Source organism: Dyadobacter arcticus, from assembly GCF_011762185.1.
Taxonomy (GTDB): Bacteria; Bacteroidota; Bacteroidia; order Cytophagales; family Spirosomataceae; genus Dyadobacter; species Dyadobacter arcticus.
Genome location: NZ_JAASQJ010000006.1, coordinates 12,288 through 34,749, shown reverse-complemented (window position 1 = coordinate 34,749; position 22,462 = coordinate 12,288). Strand labels below are relative to the sequence as shown.

The following is a 22,462-nucleotide window of genomic DNA, read 5'->3' as shown; positions in this document are numbered from 1 at the left end:
ACTATGAGAAATTATTTCAATCGCTTATCAAAATGGATTGGCTCAACTTTAATAATCCGGGCAGCACGATGTTCCTGATGAGAAGGATTTAAAAGGTAATTGTATTCATCGGAACTTTGGGCGGATGGGACTTTCAAAATCCAGTAAGCGCCTTCTATAATCCAGGTTTCTGTGATATCAGCCAAAGCGTTGGAAAATGGAAAATCCCACCAATTATCCGGAAGTTCTGCGGAAATAATCTCTTTCACCTCCGCGGTATCGGGAATTTCTATGGTAACCAAAACCTGATTTTTAGGGATTACAGGTGAATTTGCCAGAATTTCAAGTTTTGATAAAGAGATATGCTCGGAAGTGTATAGTATCCGCGTTCCCTTGAAATGCCACCGCCCGCTCGTGTAAAGACAGCCAATTCCCGAAAGATCATTTGCATAAACAGGTGATGCGATACGGTAGAGGCGCATGCTAGGAGAAAATTCCGTGCTCTATTCTGAACAAGACATTCAAAATCTCCTCTCGGCCAATTGAATAACTGAGAAGTTCAATTGGCTTTTTACTTCCTAGTGCAAGGATTGGGCTGTTGAGCCAGACTTTAAGGTCATTTTCGTTTTCGAAAACATCGAGGCCTTTGGCAATGATTTTGGAAAGATCAACTACTTTTTCGCTTTCTCCCGCAGATAATGCAGACTGACTTTTAATTCGGCGTTGAAAAGTGCTCTCAGACAAATTAAGCATTTGACTGAATTGTTTATTGGAGAGCTCCAATTGCTTTTGAATCCGTTGGGCCACTGAAATAGGAAATCCCTTTTCTGTAGCTGCAATAAAAGACAAAAAGCTATCAATAGGCTGCCTGAAAGCTTTTTGTCCTCCTAAAACATCTATAATTTGTGTCGGCATACTGTCAAATGATTGGACTGCAAGAGTCATTTGACAGTAAATTTAACAAAAGAAATTGATAATTGAAATGGTAAGTTATTTCATATACCCCATCGCCCTCAACCACCCTTCCATAGCCGCTGGCCAGCCTGCCAGCGAGCCTTTTCCTTCTGTGCGCATGCCGTAACCGTGGCCGCCACTTGGGTATAAGTGCATTTCAGCAGGGATTTTAAACTTTTTTAGAGCGAGAAAGTATTCAATGCTGTTTTCAACCGGGACGCCCGTGTCATCCATGGCATGTACTAAAAACGCAGGAGGCGTTTGGCTGCTTACCTGCAATTCATTGGAGTAATATTTAATCAGTTCATCAGATTTTTCCGGCCCCAGCAGGTTATCCCGGGAGCCGGCATGCGCAATGCTAGGCATAAAAGATATGACGGGATATAGCAGAATTGAAAAATTCGGTTTCGCTTCTTCTAACGCTTTTGGCCCTATATTAAAATGCGTTGAAAGTGTCGCTGCCAGGTGGCCACCTGCTGAAAACCCCATAATGCCAATTTTCTGACCATCAACATTCCATTTGGTCGCATTTTGCCTGATCAGCTTCAGGGCCTGCATGGCATCTATCAACGGGACTTCGTGTTGGTGTTCCATGCCTTTTTCGGATGGAAGCCGGTATTTCAATACAAAAGCAGTGATGCCGCGATCATTAAACCATTGGGCAAAGTCGCTCCCTTCGTGCGATGCCGCCAGGATACCATATCCTCCACCTGGACATATGACCACGGATGCGCCCGTAGCCTTCTCTTTTGGCGCAACGTAAACTGCCAGTGTTGGTACGGTTACACCGCTAATCCGAAGAATTCCCTGGGCATCGGTGACCGACTTTTCCTCAATGCTATTGTTTTTGAAATTGGGAATTTTGCCGTCTGGCCAAAGATTGATCGTTTCGGTCTGTGCCATGACTTTATAGGATGAGACGAGAAGGCTCATCGCGATGAGAACGTTTTTTGTGATTTTCATTAATCCGTCATTTTCATCGAAAAGAATCCCGGGCGCCCGATATACCCTCAAATAGAACCACATAAACTTTTCGCCTGCAATGGTCCATTCGCTTACACTCGAGAAGCCGACGCAGGTCAGGGTTTAGGCGGATTGATCATGATATGCGCTCTGTGGGTGCCGGGATCCATGATCCAGGGCATTCCAGGCATATCGGGTTTGAGCGGCAAACCAGTACTTTCGGAAGTTGCAAACGGAATGTAGACTACGTAGCGCAGGTAGCTATTTTTTAAAGCACCGGTTGCAGGATCGTAATTATCTTTTGAGCCGGAAAGAACATACAATGTGGTAGACTGTTTGGGCATCGACAGCTTGCCATCTTTCACTTCCTTTTCTCTGATGTCAAAGATTTCTTTGGGGTTCTTTCCTTCTTTCGCCAACATTCGTCCGCGCTCCATAAAGGGATCTAATGTGGCTGGGTAGCAAGACGCACTAATTTCATCTTTCTTAGGATCGTCAGCGAGACAAACGAAATCATTACTGCCATTGCGGAGTATACCAAATGTGCCGTCGGGAGTATATCCGTAAACTTTTGCACCGGCTTGTTTCTCGGAGGGTGCCGCCAGCACCGCAGTTTTGATCTGAACGTCAGCGGACGGAACGCTCTGCCCTGCAACACGAAGTGCCAGACAAACAGCGATTAAGGAAAAAAAAGTCTTGCTCATGATAGTAAATGACAGGTGGATTGTCTCTTATACTCTAAAATTAACATTCTTTCATTTAAGAATAACACAAATTCGTTTCGGTCGGAAACACAATTACTTCACCTATGAATTTCAGAAAAAACCTATTGCTCTTTCCGGCGGGCTTCCTGCTGGCAGGACTAATGATAGCGAGTTACCAGCGATCAAACCCAAGTACATTTCACGGCTCGACGATCGATAGCTTGTACAAAGACCTGACGGAAGCACAGAAGCGTTCACCCAAATATGCGGTCGCGGGCTTGTCCGTAACGGAGGGTCTCGAGGCCACCCTTTTTGCTTCAGAACCCACCATTACCAATCCAACGAACATTGATGTGGATCATTTGGGCAGGGTTTGGGTTTGCGAAGCATACAATTATCGTCCGGCGATCAACGGTAACCCGACTAAGAACGAAGGAGACCGGATCCTAATTCTGGAAGACACGGATGGAGACGGTAAGTCAGACAAAACGACTGTTTTTTACCAGGGGAAAGAAATCAATGCGCCTTTGGGAGTTTGGGTGATGGGTAACAAGGTGATCGTTTCACAAAGCCCGTATGTGTGGTTGTTCACAGATGAAGATGGTGATTCGAAGGCAGATAAAAAAGAAGTGATTTTTGAAGGGATAGGCGGGGAGCAGCATGATCACGGAATGCATGCATTTGTGTTTGGTCCTGACGGAAAGCTTTATTTCAATTTCGGAAATGAAGGTGGGAAGTTATTGGATGGAAAAGGAAATGCAATTGTCGGAAAAGATGGTCAGCCTATTGATTTCAAGAAGTTAAAACAGGGAATGGTGTTTCGTTGCGATCCTGATTTTAAGAACATTGAGGTACTTGGAAATAATTTTAGGAATAATTACGAAGTAGCCGTGGATAGCTATGGAACCATGTGGCAGTCGGACAATGATGATGATGGTAACAAAGGCGTGCGCATCAATTATGTAATGCAATACGGCAATTATGGCTACACCGACGAAGTTACCGGAGCCGGATGGCGTGCGAACCGTACCAATATGGAGGACTCGATTCCTTACCGTCACTGGCATTTGAATGATCCGGGCGTGGTACCTAATTTATTACAAACTGGCTCTGGTTCGCCAACCGGGATGATTGTGTACGAGGGTAAGTTACTGCCAAAAGAATTTCAGGGACAAATGATCCATTGCGAGCCGGGACATAATGTGCTTCGCTCGTATCCGGTTGAAAAATCCGGCGCAGGTTATGCCGCTAAAATTGTCAACATTGTCGATGGCAAAAGAGACCAATGGTTCCGTCCAAGCGATGTTTGCGTTGCGCCGGACGGTTCACTCATCGTCTCCGATTGGTATGATCCGGGCGTAGGCGGTCACCAGGCTGGCGATCAGGCAAGAGGTCGGGTATATCGAGTTGCACCTGCCAATAGTCCTTACCGCGCTTCAAAAGCAGATTTAACAACGCCACAAGGTGCGGTTGAAGCATTACAAAGCCCCAATCTTTCGGTAAGATACCTCGCCTGGGAAGCGATTAATAAAATGGGCGACAAGACGGTGGCTCCTTTACAAAAACTTTTTGCCGACAAAAAAGCAGATTACCGGATGCGTGCAAGGGCATTGTGGGTATTGAGCAAATGGTCTGCAACCAGTAAGAAAGCAATTGATCAGGCCGTCAAAGATCCCAATTCAGATATGCGGATTGCGGGATTAAGGGCTGCCAGCGAGGTGAAGGATGCGGACATGATCAGCTATCTCAAATTATTATCCAAAGATTCCGAGCCGCAGGTGCGCAGGGAATGCGCATTGGTACTTCACCATAACACTTCGGCGGGCGCTCCGGCAATTTGGGCGGAACTGGCTAAGCATTACGACGGTAAAGATCGCTGGTATCTGGAAGCACTCGGCATTGCGGCTGACAATCAATGGGACCCGTTTTTTAAAGAGTGGCTTGCAAAAGTGGGACCTAATCCGACGGGTTCACAAGCCGGTAAAGACATTGTTTGGCGTTCACGGGGAAAGGAATCCATTCCATTGCTTGCTTCATTGGCTGGCGATCCCAATGTGGATTTGAAAAGTCGTTTACGATATTTCCGCGCATTCGATTTCAATACGGCTGCTAACGAGAAATCACTGGCCTTACTGAAAATGATGAAGGGTACCACTAAGGATCAAACGCAGATTAATGAATTGGCATTTCGACATTTGGATCCCGGATTTGTGAAGGAAACGCCAGAAGCGATGGCTGCATTAAAGAAAATGCTGGATGCTTCATTTGGAACCCCCGCCTATCTTGAATTGGTAAGCAAATATGAGTTAGCCTCCGAAAATGATCGATTGCTGGAAATGGCTATCAACCAATCGTCTACCAGAATAGGTATGGCGGCAGCTTCACAGGTTATGAAACAGGGAGGCGGCGATTTGGTCTGGAAAATCATCAAAGGCAGCGATCAGGCTAAGAGCGAAAGTATTTTGACAGCATTAAAATCCTCTGGTAGTAAAGAATCTTTGGAAATATTGAAGAAAGTGGCGCAGGATAGTGATTATCCGGCGAGTTTGAGAACCATTTCTGCCAAATCATTGGGAGGTACGATGGCTGGTGAAGATCAGGTTCTGTTGTTGCTAAAAGACGGTAAGTTAGATGGAGAAGTGAAAACAGCTGCTGTTCAAGGGCTCAGTGGCGCTTGGCGGAAGTCAATCAAACTGGAAGCCGCCAAATACATGGAAGCTGGCAGTGTCAGCACCTCAACCCGCAAACACCCTGAAATGACCCAATTATTGACGATGAAAGGAGACCTTGCAAAAGGCAAGCAAGTATTTACTTCCTATTGTTCAGTATGTCATCAGGTGAATGGCGAAGGAATGGATTTTGGCCCTAAACTCTCTGAAATAGGAGGTAAGCTGACAAAAGAGGCCGAATATGCGGCCATTTTTGATCCGAGCGCAGGGATCGGCTTCGGTTATGAAGGCTTTGAAGTCACTTTCAAAGATGGCTCAACCGTAACAGGAATAGTAGCCAGTAAAACAGAAACCGATCTGATACTGAAACTGCCCGGCGGCACTACCCAGGAATATAAAATGTCAAAGGTGAAATCCATGAAACAGCTTAAAGATTCGATGATGCCAGCTGGCTTGCAGGATGCTATGAGTACCGAGGAGTTGGTAAGTTTGGTTGATTATTTAAGTAGTCTTAAGAAGAAGTAGCGAATAATTTCTCGCAATTAAAGATGGGATCAATTAGGTATATCAGATTGATTTAACATTTTTTTTTGTTAGGTTTATTACATGACAACACTTAGAGTAGAAATAGAAGAATATAAGGATATCTCTGTTTTACAGAAGGTACTGACTGAGCTTGGTTTCAAGTTCAGTCTTGAAAATGAGGAGGATTTATTCGAGGACATTTCGCAGGCCGAGCTTTTTGGCATTGGTGAAGGATTAAAAGATTTAGAGGCAGGGCGTGTCGCCGGACATGAGCAGGCAAGGTCAATAATTGACAAAAAAATTGAAGAAATGCGCATCAAGTATTCCGGACATTGATGGAGTTAGAGTGGACTGAACGCGCTATTTTCGAGTATGAAATTTTGACCGAATACCTTTTCTCAACTTGGAGTGAAGTAATTGCTTTGCGGGTGCTGAGTGAGATAGATTTTAAAATTGATCGTATTCGGAAATATCCAAAACAATTTCCTGTTGTCATAGAACAGAAAGAAATTAGGCGTTGTGTTGCCTCTCCTCAGACATCCCTATTTTTTGCAATTAAGCCTCAAAGCATAATTTTGCTATCCATTTTTGATAATCGCCTTAATCACAAAAAATATCCAGGATAGGTTAGTACTTGAATATATCAAGAGCGAATCCTGATCCAACCCAATCAACTTTGAAAATTTAACCTTTATAGGGTACCGCCTTAATTAATCTTAGGTCATTTAACTGGCTGATATTTAGAATGTTCTCTTTGGGTATGATTTGGCGAGTTATCCAGTTATTGATCACCATTGTGTTTTTGAGGCCAAAGCGCCGACAATATTCTTTCATAGTTACCCATTCACTTAGTGGGTATTTTCGACCATCAATTTCTATATTAACTTCGGAATTTTCATATTCTGCGATGAGTTCAGCAGCCTTTTGGCGGGACTCTTTCGCCTTAAGCAGGATTTCATCACCCTTGTTAAGTAGTGCCTTTCTCACTACGGCACGTTCGGCTTCAGTAGCTGTGGAAAAATAGTCCAGACAGGCTTTACTTGCCAATTCGTATTCCACTAGGCTGTCGGCTTCATTCAATCTTCTAATTAGATCTTCCATTGAGTAAATCATTTAATTGCTAGATAGCTTTTAGTAATTCGTTCAGCTTGCCAATTGTTTGGTCAATTGCGTTCATTTCATCCAAAATTTGATCTCTGATAACATCAGTAAGTAGCCCGGCGGTCTCATAGTTGTGAAGGTTAAATTTTAATTGGCCCCTTCGAAATAATTGTTCCGCGATAAGCTGCTTTATTTTTTCTTTCACAACGGCAAATCAATATTGAATTGTTTTGTAATATAACAAAACATTTTATTCAAATTGAATAACTTTGAGTATCCTCTTCCTTATTCAGCAAACAAGCCGTATTTTTAAACGGTTTTTGTGTGGTCTGCGTCATCAATTTTTGTTTTGAAACAATTCAATTTAAAAAGATTTGCCTTATTACTCGCGGCAAATTCTTTCCTTCTCCAAGTTTACGGCTTTTGTCAAGTTGTTGATTCATTAGAGGTTACTAATCCGGATAGTGTATATGCTGCCCTCTCTGAACCCGAAAAGCGGTTTGCCAGAAATGCGGTCGCAGGGCTGAAAGTGGCCGATGGTTTGGAAGCAACATTGTTTGCCTCTGAACCCGATGTGATCAACCCGATTAACATTGATGTAGACCATAAAGGCAGGGTCTGGGTTTGCGAAGCCTATAATTACAGACCTGCGGTAAACGGCAAATCGGAGCTGGGGATGGGTGATCGGATCCTGATTTTGGAGGACAAAAACGGCGACGGCAAGTCGGACCTTACCAAAGTATTTTACCAGGGTCCCGAAATCAATGCGCCTCTCGGGATTTGGGTGATGGGCAATAAGGCGGTTGTTTCTCAAAGTCCATATGTCTGGCTTTTTACAGATACAGACGGCGACGATAAGGCGGATACAAAGGAAGTTTTATTCAAAGGCATAGGAGGAAGTCAGAATGATGCGGGCATTCATGCATTCGTATTCGGGCCTGACGGGAAATTTTACTTCAACTACGGAAATGCTGGACAACAGCTTGTGGACGGACAGGATCGGCCGCTTCTTGATAAATACGAAAGACCAATCGACTTCCGGCAATTTAAGCAGGGAGTCGTTTTCAGGTGTGAACAGGATTTCACAAAAGTTGAGATCATGGCCGAAAATTTCCGCAATGGCTTCGAAGTAGCCGTGGATAGTTACGGAACGATGTGGCAATCTGACCAGGAAGAACCCGGAAATGGTGGCGACCGTGTTTCCTATGTAATGGAAAACGGCAATTTTGGGTATATCGATGAAATGACAGGGGCAAGCTGGCGATTAAACCGGACGAACCTGGAAGACGAAATTCCCCGTCGTCACTGGCATCAGAATGATCCGGGTGTAGTGCCTGATCTGCTGGAAACAGGCTCAGGATTTCCGATGGGAATGACCATTTATGAAGGTGAGCTATTGCCCCGCAAATATTGGGATCAGATTGTACTTGCCGATGCAGGACAAAATTATGTAAGCGCATTTCCTGTCCAGAATGATGGTGCCGGCTATAAATCCAATGGCATCATTCCAATCGTCGAAGGAGCAAAAGATAAATGGTTTCGTCCTACCGATGTGTGCGTTGCGCCAGATGGTTCCCTGATCATATCAGATTGGTATGATCCTGTAATTGGGTCAAATCAAATGAAGGATAAAAGCCGGGGCCGGATTTTCCGCGTAGCTCCTACCGCGACGCCATACAAAATTCCTGTTTTTGATTTAAATATCCCTGAACAAGCTGTCCAGGCTTTGCAAAGCCCCAACTTATCTATGCGGTATATGGCCTGGAATGCCTGTATAAAACATGGCTGGAATGCGGAGCCTTTTCTGGAAGAATTGTTCAATAAATACAATGCTAATCCAAAGCTGCGTGCAAGGGCTTTGTGGGTTTTGAATAGAATCGAGGGCTTCAATTATCGCGCGCTTGATATTGGTTTTCGTCATTTGAACCCTAACATCAAGATTACCGCATTGCGTGCGGTTCGCCAACGGAATAGTGACCCAACCGAATACATCAAGCGTCTGACCGCCGATCCCGACCCGCAGGTCAGAAGGGAATGTGCATTGGCGATCAACCATAACCATACTTACGAGGCTTTGGATGTCTGGCTGCAGCTGGCGAAGCAATATAAAGGTAGAGACCGGTGGTCGGTAGAAGCATTGAGCATTGGCGCTTACGATCAGTGGGAGCGTATTTTTCCTGCTTGGCTGGAAAGGGCGGGAGCGAAACCGGGGTCGACCGACGCAGGCAAGGACATCATCTGGCTCGCACGGACCCGGCAAGCCATTCCGTATCTGACCGATCTTGCTGCGGATACGAGTGTAAGTTTTAAAAGCCGGCTTCGTTATTTCCGCGCGTTCGACTTTTTCCGCGCGGGTTATGAGAAATCACAGGCTTTACTGAATGTATTAACTGTCAATTCCTCAGATCGTATTGAGGTTAGCAAGCTGGCGTTGCTTCATTTGGATAAATCTTTTGTAACTAACTCTCAGCAAGGTCTTAATGCATTAAATAAGTTACTGGACGAAACATATGGTACCGATCATTACATTGATTTGATGACCCGCTATGAGCTAGAATCTGAAAATGACCGGCTTTTGAAATTGGCGCTCGATAAATCCAATGAGGTTTTGGGTCGGGATGCAGGTGGGTTATTACTTGAACAAGCGGGAATCTCCTATGTCACCCAGAAGCTGGAAAGTATGAACGAGACGAAGAAATCGGCCTTGCTTGCATCTATCCAGACCGTAGGAAGCACAGAATCCGTCTATTTACTTCGTAATGTTGCTTTGAATGCTGATGAACCTGCATCTGTTCGAAAGAATGCGGCCAGATATCTTGGTGCGAGCTGGCCTGGTGAAGAGGCTGTTGTAAGGCTGTTAAGAGAAGATCGTTTGAATGGTGATATTAAAGTAGCAGCGCTTGAAGGCGTGAAAAATGCTTTTCGTGAAGAAATTAAAGTGCAACTGGCGCCTTATTTTCCAAAGTCGAAGGAAGAAATAGAATCCAATAAACCCACAAACAGCAAAGAAAAAAGGAAGCGCAGATCAAGAAAAGACCGCTCCTGACCTCGTATTTTTTATTCAATAACAGGGATTTCCAAAATAATAGAACTGCATTTTGAGGTAAATAAGAGTGCAATCTTTCTTTACATTTAAACATAACTTTAAAAGAAAGACATGCTTCGCAGAAATTTTGTGAAATCTACCCTTGGAATTGCAGGCGCTGCCGTTGTGGCTGCCGATTCCTTTGCCAGTCCGGCCGCTCCCTACGCCAAAAATCAGTTTAAGCTTAAATATGCGCCGCATTTTGGCATGTTCCAGAATAAGGCAGGAAAGGATGTGATCGATCAGCTCAAATTTATGGCCGATAACGGTTTTATGGGCCTTGAAGACAATGGCATGATGGGCAGACCTGTGGAGCAACAAGAAGCCATTGCAAAGGAAATGACCCGTTCGGGAATGGAAATGGGTGTGTTTGTAGTGGATAAAGGAGGTAACGGCGCCAATACGCTGGCTGCTGGCAAACAGGAATATGTTGACATTTTCCTGAACGGATGTAAAAAAGCCGTAGAAGTAGCCAAACGCGTCAATGCGAAATGGATGACTGTGGTGCCAGGTGATTTTGAAAGAAATCTGCCTATTGGCGTGCAGACTGGCCACGTAATTGATGCACTTCGCAGAGGTGCTGAGATCTTGGAGCCACACGGTTTGGTAATGGTATTGGAGCCGCTAAGCGATTCGCCAAACCTTTTCCTGCGGACGTCAGAACAGACTTATGAAATCTGCCGCGCTGTCAACAGCAAATCCTGCAAAATCCTGTATGACATTTACCATATGCAGAAAAACGAGGGTCGTTTAATTTATAATATCGACAAAACGTGGAGTGAAATTGATTACTTCCAGATCGGTGACGAGCCAGGGAGGAAAGAACCTACAACCGGAGAAATCAATTATAAAAACATCTTCAAATACATCTACGAACGCAGCAAAAAGGAAAACAAATCATTCATCATGGGCATGGAGCACGGCAATTCCATATCAGGAGCCGCTGGTGAAGATGCGTTGATTAAAGCGTATGTAGATAGTGATAGTTTTGTTATTTAGCCCAAGAGCTGTTAGCTATTAGCTGTTAGCTTTTTCTGTTTTGATAAAAAATTAAAAAAACCGACGAGTAGCGATACTTGCCGGTTTTTTTTTTCGCTAAAAGCTAAAAGCTCCCTACAATACCACTACCGAATTCTCCGTAGCTGCAACGCCTGCCGGAACGTATTTATCAGCTTCCCAATCGTTTTCCCATTTCTCATCGTCAAGGATGTAACGGAATTGATATTCACCTGATGCAAGTTCCAGGCTTGTTTTGAAGGAACCGTCTTTTTGTTTTTTAAGAGCGATGGCTTCTTCTGGATTCCAGCCATTGAATTCACCTACAAGGGCTACTTTTTTGGTTTCAGCAACCGCTTCCGCTGGTACTGTAAATGTTACTTTGTAAACAGACTTACTTTTTACAAATTGTTTCGCTAATGCCATAATCAAGTAGTGTTAATTAATCAATGGCTCAAATATACAATCATTAATTATTCAAAGCAATGACAATCAGTACAATATATGATTAATGTCTTTGAATAATTATATAATAACGTTTCAGGGTATTTTTTTAACGCTGCAAATCAGGACATTACCTTAGCGTATACCGCATTCCCAGAAAGCCTCTAATGCCTTGGTTTGGAGCGTAAACGTAAGACGGGTCGAACGTTAGCTTGTACGGATTATCGGGCGTTGCAATCACCTGACCTTGCTCGTCAAACTTGACATTTTTATCAAAAGGATCCTTGGAACGGGCGATGGAATTAGCTGGTGGCGTGAAATTCAAAAGGTTCTTGACACCTCCATAAATTTCCAGGCCGTTGTCCCATTTCTTGGTGATCTGAATGTTCTGTAAAGACCAGATAGGCGATACTTTTGCCCTTGGATCGCTTTCGCTGAGCACTGGCAGCCGCATCGGGCCGTAAATATTTCCGGTATAATCGAATGAAAGGCCTGCGTTCTGAATTTCATAGCTGATAGCCCACACACCTGTGAATTTCTCTGTTAGTACAGGCCGGAAGCGCACACCGTTTTCTTTCTGAAAATTCTCCATATAGGTTCCTCCGGCAATTATTTTAAGAGGAAAAGGAAAATTGAAATCGAGATTCAGACTCACTCCTTTTGACACGGCATAACCATCCAGATTGTCATAGATTATCTGATTAGGGTTGGTATCGTAGTCGGGAAGGATGCGGTTCGTGAAGTGGGTGTAAAATACCGATGCATCGAAACCGATGAAGGAATTCCCTGTTACGATCTTTTTAACAAGATTGACATTCACATTCCAGCTTTGTTCAGGATTAAGCGCTTCTTTCACGATGACTTGCCTGGAACCTGTTAATGCAGCGTGATCTTCTGTAAACAGGTTGACAATGCGGAAGCCACGGCCAATGTTAAGCCTTACCACATCTGTTTGGTTAAACTTGAATTTATAAGCGAGTCTTGGGGTGAAAATGCTTCCATGACGACTGTTGTAATCATACCTGGCGCCCAGTAGCAATGCATGCGGGCCGGATTTGATTTCATCCTGGACAAAAAAACCGGGAAGAAGAATCTTATCCGGGTGGTCTTTCCCATCAAGATATTTCGTAGCCGTCGTATTGTCGTTGTAAAAAGTATATCTGAACGGCGTACCGAAAAGCAGGTTGTGCTTTCCGATTTCTTTGTCCCACAACAATTGTGCAAATGCTATTTTCTGATCTGCGAGAAATGGAACGTGGCCGTAAACCGAATTCTGGTTATGCGAGCTGAATGAGTATTGGAATGTGATTTTTTCAGGCGTAGGTAATTGGTAATTACCCAGCACTTCAAAACGTTTGGTGTAAATGCTTTCACCGTAAACCTGGTCACCGCCGCGGAATGACTTGTTCCACGTCATTTCACCACCCCACCGATCTTCATAGTAGTATCTGGCGGCAATGTTGGCCTGGCGGTTATTTCTCAGATCAAAAGACCATTTATTAAAAAACGAGATCCTGTTTTGCAGGGTTAAGTCTGTAAAGCCATCCTTATTCTTATCAATGGGATTTTGATAATTGAAGTAGCTGATCCCCAGCAATGAACTCGTATTTTTTCCCGCCGTAAATTTCACACCTAAATCCACATTGTAATCCCGCCAGGTTGTACTGAACATATCCGCAGAAAAAATGGGCGCTTTAGATGGATTTTTGGTGATAATGTTGATTAAACCTCCCACAGCTTCTGAGCCATAAAGCGTTGAAGCTGGTCCCTTTACAATCTCTACGCGTTCAATCAGACTATTTGGGATTCCCGACAGGCCGTAAACAGTGGAGAGCCCGCTTACCATCGGCATTCCATCGATGAGTACCATGGTGTACGGACCTTCAAGCCCATTGATGTGAATGTCGCCTGTGCTGCACACATTGCAATTAAGTTGGGGCCTGACGCCATTTACATTGCTAAGTCCTTCAAATATACTGGGAACCGGGTTTTTGTAAATGAATTTTGAGGTGATAATATCCACAGGTACAGGGCTATCCAACTTAGAAACCTCCTTCATTGTGCCCGTCACGACCACTTCGTCCAATGAATTTGCCCCCGGTTTTAATGTAAAATCCCTAACCACGTTTTGCCCGACTTTTATATTCCGTTCCGTTACCGCTGGCATCGAAATGTAGCTAACCTTGATCGTATACGTACCGGTTGGAATGCCTGTGATTCGATAATTGCCGAGTGTGTCAGCGGTTGTTCCCGTTTTTAATTCAGATATATAGATGGAAGCGCCGAATGCAGTTTCATTCTGACCGTCGAGAATAACTTTCCCCGAAAGGGTATGTTGTCCCAGCAATTCAAATGATAATGTGCAGAAAATGAATAGTATGAGTGATTTCATATTTGAAATGAGCAATATTTTACCTACCTCTTAATTATAATTTAGACAAACCTAAAAAATTAACTTGATAAATAAAAATCTCAAAATACATGCTAGCTAAAAAATTTGTGAACCATCTGCACGCGATATCTGGTTACTTTCGCAACCGCGCGAATTTTGAGAGGGGACAATCAGATTTAATTAACCAAATATTAGCTATGCTCAGGAAATTTTTGAAACCTATGAAATTGCCCGCAGCTGCGGACTTAGGGATACTGATTTTGAGAGTTGGATTGCCGATCATGATGATCCCATACGGATACGACAAGCTAAATGTGTTTTTAAGCGGAGACCATTCATTTCCAAATCCCCTGGGGCTGGGATCCGAACTGTCCTATATTCTAACCATTTTCGCAGAATTGGTTTGTTCGATACTGATCGTTTTCGGACTTTTTACGAGGGCAGCATTAATTCCCCTGATCATTAATATGTTGGTAATCGTCCTGATTGTACACGCAGAAGATGGTTTTGATAAAAAGGAACACGGTATCTCATTCCTGGTAACTTACCTGACCTTATTTTTGACTGGGCCTGGCAAGTTTTCTTTGGATAGCAGGTTATTTAAATAATAAGAAAAGCCCGGCTATCTGAGCCGGGCTTTGCGTTTCTATTGAGACCATTCGGTCGTTTGCCGGTCCCATCGGTGATGTTTCAGTTTTTCAACCAAATCCACGGGTATTACCTGTCCGTCGCTTGCGGCGATATTAGACTTGACGTGCGGCAATTTCCGCATTCCGGGAATTGTGGTATGAACATCCGGATTATTTAAGATAAATCGAAGTGCAAGTTCGGGCATGGTCATGTCTGCGGGAATATCTTTTCGCAATGCTTCAGCGTGATCCACACTTGAATTCAGGTTTTCAGGCACGAAATAAGTTGACCGCCAATCGTCCGCCGGGAATACAGTTTCCTTGGTTAATGTTCCTGTCAATGTGCCTTCATCAAAAGGTACCCTGGCGATAACCGCTACGTCCAGTTCCCTGCAAAGCGGAAACAAGTTGTCTTCGGGTGCCTGGTCGAAAATATTGTAAATAACCTGCACGGCGTCGATTAGCCCGGTTTTCAAGGTTTCCAACGCATTATCAGGCTCCCAGCGATTGATGCTGATTCCCCAGCTTTCCACCTTTCCTTCTTTGGTTAATTTCTGGATCGCTTCCTTCCATTCATCCTCTTGCGCCCAATCATCTTCCCATACATGGAATTGCAGCAGATCTATTCGTTCTGTTCCCAGATTTTTGAGACTCTCCTCCGTATACTCCACAATGTAATCTGCCGGAAACACATCTTTCAGCTTGAATGCGCGCTGTGATGGCCAGATCCGGTTTTTTGGAGGTATTTTTGTGGCCGCGTAAAGCTTTCTGTCGGGATATCGTTTGATCAGCTCTCCCAGAATCCTTTCGCTCAAACCCTCGCCATAGCCCCAGGCTGTATCAAAGAAATTGACGCCCGATTCGACTGCCAGATTCAGCGAGTCATCTGTTTCCTTCCGGTCGGAACCTGTCCAGCCCGCCAACCCCCACATCCCGTAACCAATCTCACTGACTTGCCAGTTTGTGCGTCCAAAACGACGATATTGCATTTTAAAGTAATTTAGTGTTCCCGCATTAAAGGATAACCGAGCATCTTTTTAATGTATAAGAAATACATTTGTAGCATTTTTGTTTTCAAAACCTCGCTACAACGCTCTTCAAATACCAGTTCAAGTGAAAGAAAATGGGTGGATGTCAAAACTATTGGTAATGACAGTGAAAAGATTTGCCGGATTTGTATTGATCATCAGCATTTCTGCTTGGAGTAATGAAAGTGAATCTTCCGATAAAATTGCCGAGTACTGTGCCGCATTTCAACAGATCCAGTTGGACGTCCGTGATTGCGTCATCACGCCCGACTCTGCCAGAAGTGCTTTCAGGACTGTTATTCAGAATTTAAGGGCAATAGTCAAAAGCGATTCCTGCCATGGCATTGACTCTTCTTATTTTGTTTATCCCGTAAAATCTTATCAACCAAGAGAGTCCATCGGAGCAAGAGGCAGGGGATACCGGGCGGAAGGTTTTGATCTTTTAGATATGAATGCAAAAGGCAGCCATCCGGCACACGACCTTTTCATAAGAGATAAGGATCAGGATAACCTCGACGATCGTACCTGGAAGCCGGTGGATGTATTAGCATTTACTTCCGGGCTGGTGCTGGCAACGGAAACGAGCTGGAAATATGACAGCGACTTTCGTGGAGGCAATTGGATCTGGATTTACGATCCCTGCCTGGACGGACTGTTTTACTATGCCCACAACAACATGATTGAAGTGCAGCCAGGGCAATGGGTAAATGCAGGCGACAAAATTTCAGAAATGGGCCGCAGCGGGTTCAATGCTTACAAGAAACGCTCCCCTACACATTTGCATTTAATGTACCTCCAACTCGACAGCGAAGGAATGCCCGAGCCGTACGATACTTATGAATGGTTGCTCCAATCCATTGTGAAGGACAGTTTGGAAACCGAATAATTGTGATTGCTCCATATATTTAATAAATTGGGATTCACTCAATTACTATTCCCATAAAAGATTTTCTATGAACAACCGCCGGTCCTTTTTCAGAAAAAGTGCAGCCCTCGGGATGGGCGCATTTGGCATCAACAGCCTTTACAATCAATTGCACGCGGAGGAGTTTCTCGAAGCCGAGAAATTGTGGAAAGTGAATAGCGAAGACAATGAAGATTACTGGTCGGTTATCCAGGATGCTTATACTGCGAGCAAAAGCGAGATCATTATTTTGAACAATGGCGGCGTGTCCCCTTCCCCGATCGTTGTTCAGGAAGCGCTTGAAAAATATAATAGAGCTGCTGCCCAGGGACCTTCCTATTATATGTGGCGGATTATTGATAAGGGCCGCGAGCCTTTGCGCCAGCGCCTTGCTAAGTTGGGAGGATGCGACGTAGAGGAGATAGCGATCAACCGGAATGCTACCGAGGCATTGAATACCATTATTTTTGGTTTACCGCTTCAAAAAGGCGATGAGGTGATCGGTACCATTCAGGATTATCCCAACATGATCCAAGCTTACAAGCAGCGCCAATTGCGCGAAGGGATTGTGTACAAACAGCTATCGTTTGATTTCCCGATCGAGAATGATGAGCAGATCGTGAAAGCATATGCGGATGCCATTACGCCAAGAACAAAAATTATCCATATTACCCATATTATCAACTGGGTAGGGCAGATCATGCCGGTTAAGAAAATTTCCCAAATGGCCCACAGCAAAGGGATCGAAGTGGTCGTGGACGGAGCGCACACATTCGGTTTGCTGGATTACAATATACCTGACCTGGAATGTGACTATTTCGGAACAAGCCTTCACAAATTCCTAAGTGCGCCTGTGGGTAGTGGAATGATGTGGATTAAGAAAGATAAAATTGAGAAAATATGGCCTTTACTTTGCAACGGAGAACCCAAAAGTGCCAATATCAGAAAGTTCGAAACATTGGGTACCAGGAGTTTTTGCATTGAACAGGCAATTGGTGAAGCCATTAATTTCCAGGAAGGTATTGGATCAAAAAGAAAACAGGAGCGGGTACATTACCTCAAAAAATATTGGGCTGAGAAAGCCGCGCAAATACCAGGCGTCAAGATACATACCTCTTTAAAACCTGAATATTCCTGCGCCATCGCAGGCGTGAGTATAGAGGGGATGAAACCCGAAGAACTGGACGGCAAGCTGATGAAGGATCATCAAATCCACACAGTGGGTATCAATTGGGAAAACATTCATTGCGTGCGAGTCACACCGCATGTTTATACCAAACTGAGCGATCTGGACAAATTGGTAGGTGCAATTGAGAAGATTGCCAAGAAGGCATAATTTTTTTCTACTTATTTAAGAAAGCATAACCTGAGCAACGGGTTATGCTTTCTTCATTTAAGGGCTTGACAGAAAACCGTTTATAAGGCGTTTGTATTTCAAATCATTTAAAAGAACCTTTCGAAAGAATGGGACTTCAGTTTGAAATTAAAAGAACTAGTTTTGAGATAATCTCAGCATAAAAACCAACAAAATGACACAAATAAGAAAAGGATCTTTTATTAAAAACGTAAAAGATATTAGTATCAGTGGTGCGCTGGCTTTGGCTTTATTATCAGGCGTTACCATGAGCAGTTGTTCTTCCAATGAAGACGAAGAAGCTTATAGTTACGAAGAAACAAGTTACTCCAAAGGTATCCGCTCTCATATTAAGGAAGTTAAGGCGGGTGAATTCCGAATTACGGACGAGGAAAATGTGGGTGTGGACAGCTCTATGGCCATAGTTACTTATCTCGACGGTCATGTGGACACATTGAGCACTGCCGCCGCCAAAGCTTTAATCGACGAAGAAATTCGTGACAATCGTTCCTATGTTGGCCATCATTCCGGCTTATCGAGCATGCTACTTTATGGCGGGATCGGGTATATGCTGGGTCGCAACCGGAGCAATTCCTACATGAATAACTATCGAAATGATCCGAATGTAAGCCGGGGTTTTTATAGCAACCCATCCACCTACGAACGTTCTCAAAATGCTGTGCGTCAGGTGAATGCTTCGCGTACCACACGCACAGTAACTTCAAGGCCGAGTGGAGGCAGAAAAGGATTTTTCGGACGTTCATCAGGCAGAAGCGGAGGTTGATATGGTAAATTTAAAATCATTGCCCAATCCTCCTGAACAAGCACTTCAGAATGTGGGGTGGAACTGGATGCTCGGTACCGACACAGCCCCATATGTTGTAAACGATGTGGTAATCGTCGGGGAGGAGCAGGCAACGCAATATTACGACGCTGCGAATACCTTATACGATATGCTGGTCGAAGCCGGGCAGCATGTGATTGACAAAGATTTATTCAAGGAAATGGGAATCCCGGATAATCTGATCGAAATGATCAAATTATCATGGGAGGACGATCGGCAAGTGCATTTGTACGGGCGTTTTGATCTTGCAGGAGGTTTCGATGGAGAGTCAGTAAAACTCATTGAGTTTAATGCAGATACTGCAACTTGTATCCCTGAAACGTCGGTTGTACAGTGGGCGCACCTTCGCATGAATGCGCTGGACGACTCAAGGCAGTTCAACACGTTGTATGAAACATTGGTTGGTCAGTTCAGGTACATCCGGGAAGCCAATTCCGACCTCAGCCCTTCCATACTATTCTCCGCCATGCGGGGATTTCCTGAGGATGATACTAATGTTGCCCTACTCACGGAAGCCGCACGTGAGGCCGGCTTCGATACTGAGTTTGCTTATATTGACGATGTTGAGTTTTCAAATGGCGAAGGGATTTTTTTCCAGGACGGGGATACCAGCAATTTCATCCGTTTTGATTTTTGGTTCAAACTGGTTCCCTGGGAATACATCGGATTGGACGAACCTGAGCTTGCAGGAATGTTGACAGAAATAGTGAAAAACCGTAAAGCATTGATTCTCAATCCGGCTTACACTTTATTATTTCAATCCAAATACATCCTTAAAGTGCTATGGGACTTGTACCCTTACCATCCCCTATTACTTCAGACTGAGCGATATTTATTACCTCACAAGAAATCAGTCAGCAAAGTCCTGTTCGGGCGGGAAGGTGCGAATGTATCCATCGTTGAAAAAGGGGGAGATATATCGGAGGCGGTAGAGGGCGAATATGCAAATCAGAGCAAGGTTTATCAGGAATACGTGACATTTCCGGTTGACGCAAACGGACATTCTTATCAGGCGGGTATTTTCTACGCGGGTGAAGCTTGCGCATTGGGATTCAGGCGGGGCGGTAAGATCCTCGATAATACAGCCCAATTTGTTGGTCACATCATCGAGTGAATTTCAGTGCTAGCGGCTCTTAGTCAGGCTATTGAAAAAATCTACTACCTAAAATCCGCAAAATGTTACCGTAGGCTAACATATTCGACCGTTAGCTAAACTTAATGAAAAAAAGTCGTTCTCAGAGGTGATGTTTGTAATGTTTACAAAATGCTATTGCTGGTACGGGAATTTTGTAGATAAATATGATTCCGACCTTCCGAACCGACAACTTGTCAATTCCGATATTCTTAAACAAATCCTGTTATGATACACGAAAAAACTTTTCAGCTTAAAAGTGGAAGAGAGGTGAAAGTAATTGTTAAAGGCTTCTTCCTTCACGACAATCCTCAATTCAGTACCGAATATGAGATCCTGATCAAAGAACCGAAGGAAAAATACTTCCGTACACCCATAGGAATCAATCATCCGCAATATTGGAAAATGAAGCGGTCTACCAATAACCAGGCGAAAATATTATTGCTCGAATATAGCGGCGTATCACAAAGACAAGTTAATCAGGCGCTATCAGAATTTAACCGCATCATAAGTTACCATCCAGCGCAAATAGGCCTGCACTACGAAAGCGAATTGCTTTAAATAATATGGGATAGCATCACACACACACACTTAAGTTATTAGAAAACTTACTTCTGTTACTAAAATTAAGGCACAATACCGGGTAAAGAATCAGGCTGCAACATCAGTTCTTCTTTGCCCGGTTTCTTTTTGTCCGTCCTTCTTATAATCAAAGGGGAAAGAGGGAAATTATGCACCAGGAAACAACATTGACAAATGGTAGTTAAAATCGGTACAAAATGGACTTTTCAATCGGATATGTTAAATATGACTAAACAACCACCGGCAAATGGGTAGTTTCAATAAACAAGTAGCAATTATTACCGGAGCTGCGTCGGGGCTTGGTCTTGTCATTTCCCATAAATTGTTGAATGAGGGTGCCTGCATAGGGTTGTTAGACATTAATGAGAAAGCTTTGAACGAGCAGTTTGTCAACCCGGAAAAGTATGAAGAGCTTATCGGCCTGGACCTAACGGATCAGTCGCAGGTAGAAGCAGCTGTCGCGCGGATCATTGGGCGTTTTGGTAAAATAGATATCCTGATTAATTGCGCGGGCATCACTGGTGAAACCAACATTAAAAGTCATGACGTAAGTGCCGAAAATCTGCAAAAGGTCTTCGAGATCAATTTTATGGCGAGCTTTTATACTTCCAAAGCAGTATTGCCGCACATGCTGGCAAAAAATTATGGACGGATTTTGCACATTGCCTCCATCGCCGGTAAAGAAGGAAATGCGGGCATGCTTGCTTACTCGGCGTCTAAGGCCGCGGTGATCGGGATGACCAAGGTGCAGGGGAAAGAGTACGCCGATACCGGCATCACTATCAATGCATTAGCCCCGGCCGTGATCCAAACGCCCCTGGTGGATGCTATGCCTGAAATGCAGGTGAAGTACATGACCGAAAAGATCCCTATGAAACGAACCGGGACATTAGAAGAGGCAGCAAACATAGCCGCATTCATTGTCTCGCCGGAAAACAGCTTTACAACCGGTTTCACCTTTGACCTATCGGGCGGAAGAGCGACTTACTAATGCTGGGATGCAGCGCGTACGTATAGGCCTTATCGAAAGCTATTCCGTCTGTTTTTCCAACTCAATAAAATCCTGACGGGCTGGCGTAAAGCAGTCGAGTACCTTGCAGGCGGTGTGCGCCACAGCCGAATGAGGGGCATTGGAAGGAATATAAGCCGTCATTCCACTGGTTAGCAACATCTTTTCGCCATCCACCATAAATTCGAGTTCGCCTTCAAGGACGTGGCACCACTGTTCGTGCACGTGGCTGTGCTCAGGAAGCAATGTCCCTGAATCGATGGTGAAACGGCCGAAAGTCTGTTTTTCAGAATGTCCGAGGGTACCGTAAATTCCATCCCAGATCTTGACCACTTTTTTGGTATTAAAATTAACAAATGGCATAACAATATATTTGCAAAGTATTTTACAGTAATGTGAAACAAAAATAAGGTGAAAAGCTAGGTAACCATCAAAAGCTTTTTATACATTTGCAAGAATCATCATAAAATTTCAATATTTAAACATTGCGCAGGATTTTATCCATATCGCTTTTGGGGCTGCTCCTCTACAACATGGTAGGCTATTCCATAGTCTATTTGTCGGAGGAAACACAGACTATTAGTGCCAGGGGTAGGGATCTTGTTCATCAATCAATCGTCTCCGGCGATATTGTCATCAAGGTGCCTGTTGCTGTTCCTTATCAGAACAACTGGGACGCTCCTGAACCTGTTCAAGGTCAGATCGAGCATGAAGGCCAGTTTTACCAGATGAAAAGCCAGCAGCTGATCAATGACACTTTGTATGTGCAATGCGCAGTGGATCAAAATGCCAGGGATCGTTTCAGTGAGTTGGTTTCCAGGATCAATGATCAGGTAACCGGGCAATCTTCAGATTCTCAAAAAGGCCATCATTCGCATATCTTAAAGAATTTCCTCAAAGAATACATGAACCAGGGTCGTAAGCACATCTTCTATGTGCTGGAATGGACACCTGCTCAAAGGGCCTACTATCCGACTGCCATTTCCTTTTTTCCTGAAAGGCATTCCAAAATCCCGTCGCCGCCACCCAATCTGGGTTAGTATCTCCATTTTTACCACTCCTGATTAGCGTCGCGCCTTGGCGTGATCCTTCCGCAGTGCATTGTTGGCTTAAATACCCAAAAACGAAACAACGCATTTGCAAACAGGAGAAAAACTGATTTACTAAA

General features: G+C 44.1%; 22 protein-coding genes. 13 read left to right on the top strand and 9 right to left on the bottom strand.

What is annotated here, in order from left to right; genetic code table 11:
- Nucleotides 1-11: 11 nt before the first annotated feature.
- The 4 genes from FHS68_RS23830 to FHS68_RS23815 all read right to left on the bottom strand — a co-directional run bounded on the left by FHS68_RS23830 (nt 12) and on the right by FHS68_RS23815 (nt 2,600).
- Nucleotides 12-461, bottom strand: coding sequence for an RES family NAD+ phosphorylase (locus tag FHS68_RS23830; protein ID WP_167275987.1), 450 nt, complete (start codon nt 459-461; stop codon nt 12-14).
- 1 nt (nt 462) lies between these two features.
- Nucleotides 463-924 carry an Xre family toxin-antitoxin system antitoxin gene (locus tag FHS68_RS23825; RefSeq protein WP_208408425.1) on the bottom strand — a complete coding sequence of 154 codons (462 nt, stop codon included), beginning with the start codon at nt 922-924 and terminating at the stop codon, nt 463-465.
- A 45-nt stretch (nt 925-969) separates the two neighbouring features.
- Complete coding sequence (locus tag FHS68_RS23820) at nt 970-1,896, bottom strand: alpha/beta hydrolase (protein ID WP_167275982.1); 927 nt, start codon at nt 1,894-1,896, stop codon at nt 970-972.
- 116 nt (nt 1,897-2,012) lie between these two features.
- On the bottom strand, nt 2,013-2,600 hold the full coding sequence (locus tag FHS68_RS23815; RefSeq protein ID WP_167275979.1) for a hypothetical protein: 588 nt from the start codon (nt 2,598-2,600) through the stop codon (nt 2,013-2,015).
- Between the two features lie 104 nt (nt 2,601-2,704).
- Between FHS68_RS23815 and FHS68_RS23810 the strand changes: the two genes are divergently transcribed.
- The 3 genes from FHS68_RS23810 to FHS68_RS23800 all read left to right on the top strand — a co-directional run bounded on the left by FHS68_RS23810 (nt 2,705) and on the right by FHS68_RS23800 (nt 6,420).
- Nucleotides 2,705-5,794: a PVC-type heme-binding CxxCH protein gene (locus FHS68_RS23810; protein WP_167275977.1), complete on the top strand. Its 3,090-nt coding sequence runs from the start codon at nt 2,705-2,707 to the stop codon at nt 5,792-5,794.
- An 81-nt stretch (nt 5,795-5,875) separates the two neighbouring features.
- On the top strand, nt 5,876-6,130 hold the full coding sequence (locus FHS68_RS23805) for a hypothetical protein (protein ID WP_167275974.1): 255 nt from the start codon (nt 5,876-5,878) through the stop codon (nt 6,128-6,130).
- Entirely contained in the window at nt 6,127-6,420 is a 294-nt protein-coding gene (locus FHS68_RS23800) for a type II toxin-antitoxin system RelE/ParE family toxin (RefSeq protein WP_167275973.1), read from the top strand. The genes FHS68_RS23805 and FHS68_RS23800 overlap by 4 nt, the downstream gene beginning before the upstream one ends.
- Before the next feature lie 58 nt (nt 6,421-6,478).
- On the opposite strand, the gene FHS68_RS23795 is transcribed toward FHS68_RS23800, so the two are convergent.
- Nucleotides 6,479-6,895 (bottom strand): hypothetical protein, encoded by a 417-nt coding sequence (locus FHS68_RS23795; protein ID WP_167275970.1) that lies wholly within the window; start codon nt 6,893-6,895, stop codon nt 6,479-6,481.
- Nucleotides 6,896-7,244: 349 nt separating this feature from the next.
- Between FHS68_RS23795 and FHS68_RS23790 the strand changes: the two genes are divergently transcribed.
- Nucleotides 7,245-9,941: a PVC-type heme-binding CxxCH protein gene (locus FHS68_RS23790; protein WP_167275968.1), complete on the top strand. Its 2,697-nt coding sequence runs from the start codon at nt 7,245-7,247 to the stop codon at nt 9,939-9,941.
- A 111-nt stretch (nt 9,942-10,052) separates the two neighbouring features.
- A complete protein-coding gene (locus FHS68_RS23785; protein WP_167275965.1) occupies nt 10,053-10,979 on the top strand; it encodes a hydroxypyruvate isomerase family protein in 927 nt (308 codons plus the stop codon).
- Nucleotides 10,980-11,093: 114 nt separating this feature from the next.
- Here the strand turns inward: FHS68_RS23785 and FHS68_RS23780 are convergent, their stop codons facing one another.
- Both FHS68_RS23780 and FHS68_RS23775 read right to left on the bottom strand, forming a co-directional pair.
- Complete coding sequence (locus FHS68_RS23780; RefSeq protein WP_167275962.1) at nt 11,094-11,402, bottom strand: isoamylase early set domain-containing protein; 309 nt, start codon at nt 11,400-11,402, stop codon at nt 11,094-11,096.
- A gap of 148 nt (nt 11,403-11,550) precedes the next feature.
- The gene (locus FHS68_RS23775) at nt 11,551-13,812 is read right to left on the bottom strand and encodes a TonB-dependent receptor (protein WP_167275960.1); all 2,262 of its coding nucleotides are present in this window, start codon (nt 13,810-13,812) and stop codon (nt 11,551-11,553) included.
- Nucleotides 13,813-14,009: 197 nt separating this feature from the next.
- Here FHS68_RS23775 and FHS68_RS23770 point away from each other — a divergent pair, with 197 nt between their 5' ends.
- Complete coding sequence (locus FHS68_RS23770; protein ID WP_167275957.1) at nt 14,010-14,420, top strand: DoxX family protein; 411 nt, start codon at nt 14,010-14,012, stop codon at nt 14,418-14,420.
- Between the two features lie 38 nt (nt 14,421-14,458).
- On the opposite strand, the gene FHS68_RS23765 is transcribed toward FHS68_RS23770, so the two are convergent.
- Complete coding sequence (locus FHS68_RS23765) at nt 14,459-15,430, bottom strand: aldo/keto reductase (RefSeq protein ID WP_167275954.1); 972 nt, start codon at nt 15,428-15,430, stop codon at nt 14,459-14,461.
- A 160-nt stretch (nt 15,431-15,590) separates the two neighbouring features.
- Between FHS68_RS23765 and FHS68_RS23760 the strand changes: the two genes are divergently transcribed.
- The 6 genes from FHS68_RS23760 (at nt 15,591) to FHS68_RS23735 (ending at nt 21,276) form a co-directional block, all read left to right on the top strand.
- Nucleotides 15,591-16,355: a M23 family metallopeptidase gene (locus FHS68_RS23760; RefSeq protein ID WP_167275951.1), complete on the top strand. Its 765-nt coding sequence runs from the start codon at nt 15,591-15,593 to the stop codon at nt 16,353-16,355.
- Nucleotides 16,356-16,422: 67 nt separating this feature from the next.
- Nucleotides 16,423-17,709 carry an aminotransferase class V-fold PLP-dependent enzyme gene (locus tag FHS68_RS23755; protein WP_167275949.1) on the top strand — a complete coding sequence of 429 codons (1,287 nt, stop codon included), beginning with the start codon at nt 16,423-16,425 and terminating at the stop codon, nt 17,707-17,709.
- A 193-nt stretch (nt 17,710-17,902) separates the two neighbouring features.
- Complete coding sequence (locus tag FHS68_RS23750) at nt 17,903-18,511, top strand: Cj0371 family chemotaxis-regulating polar lipoprotein (protein ID WP_167275946.1); 609 nt, start codon at nt 17,903-17,905, stop codon at nt 18,509-18,511.
- A gap of 1 nt (nt 18,512) precedes the next feature.
- Nucleotides 18,513-19,685, top strand: coding sequence for a glutathionylspermidine synthase family protein (locus tag FHS68_RS23745; protein WP_167276489.1), 1,173 nt, complete (start codon nt 18,513-18,515; stop codon nt 19,683-19,685).
- Between the two features lie 246 nt (nt 19,686-19,931).
- Entirely contained in the window at nt 19,932-20,264 is a 333-nt protein-coding gene (locus FHS68_RS23740) for a hypothetical protein (protein WP_167275943.1), read from the top strand.
- Nucleotides 20,265-20,532: 268 nt separating this feature from the next.
- Nucleotides 20,533-21,276, top strand: a complete 744-nt coding sequence (locus FHS68_RS23735) for an SDR family NAD(P)-dependent oxidoreductase (RefSeq protein WP_167275941.1) — start codon at nt 20,533-20,535, stop codon at nt 21,274-21,276.
- Nucleotides 21,277-21,315: 39 nt separating this feature from the next.
- On the opposite strand, the gene FHS68_RS23730 is transcribed toward FHS68_RS23735, so the two are convergent.
- Entirely contained in the window at nt 21,316-21,657 is a 342-nt protein-coding gene (locus tag FHS68_RS23730) for a cupin domain-containing protein (RefSeq protein WP_167275938.1), read from the bottom strand.
- Nucleotides 21,658-21,779: 122 nt separating this feature from the next.
- Here FHS68_RS23730 and FHS68_RS23725 point away from each other — a divergent pair, with 122 nt between their 5' ends.
- Nucleotides 21,780-22,334: a hypothetical protein gene (locus FHS68_RS23725; protein WP_229212045.1), complete on the top strand. Its 555-nt coding sequence runs from the start codon at nt 21,780-21,782 to the stop codon at nt 22,332-22,334.
- Nucleotides 22,335-22,462 lie beyond the last annotated feature (128 nt).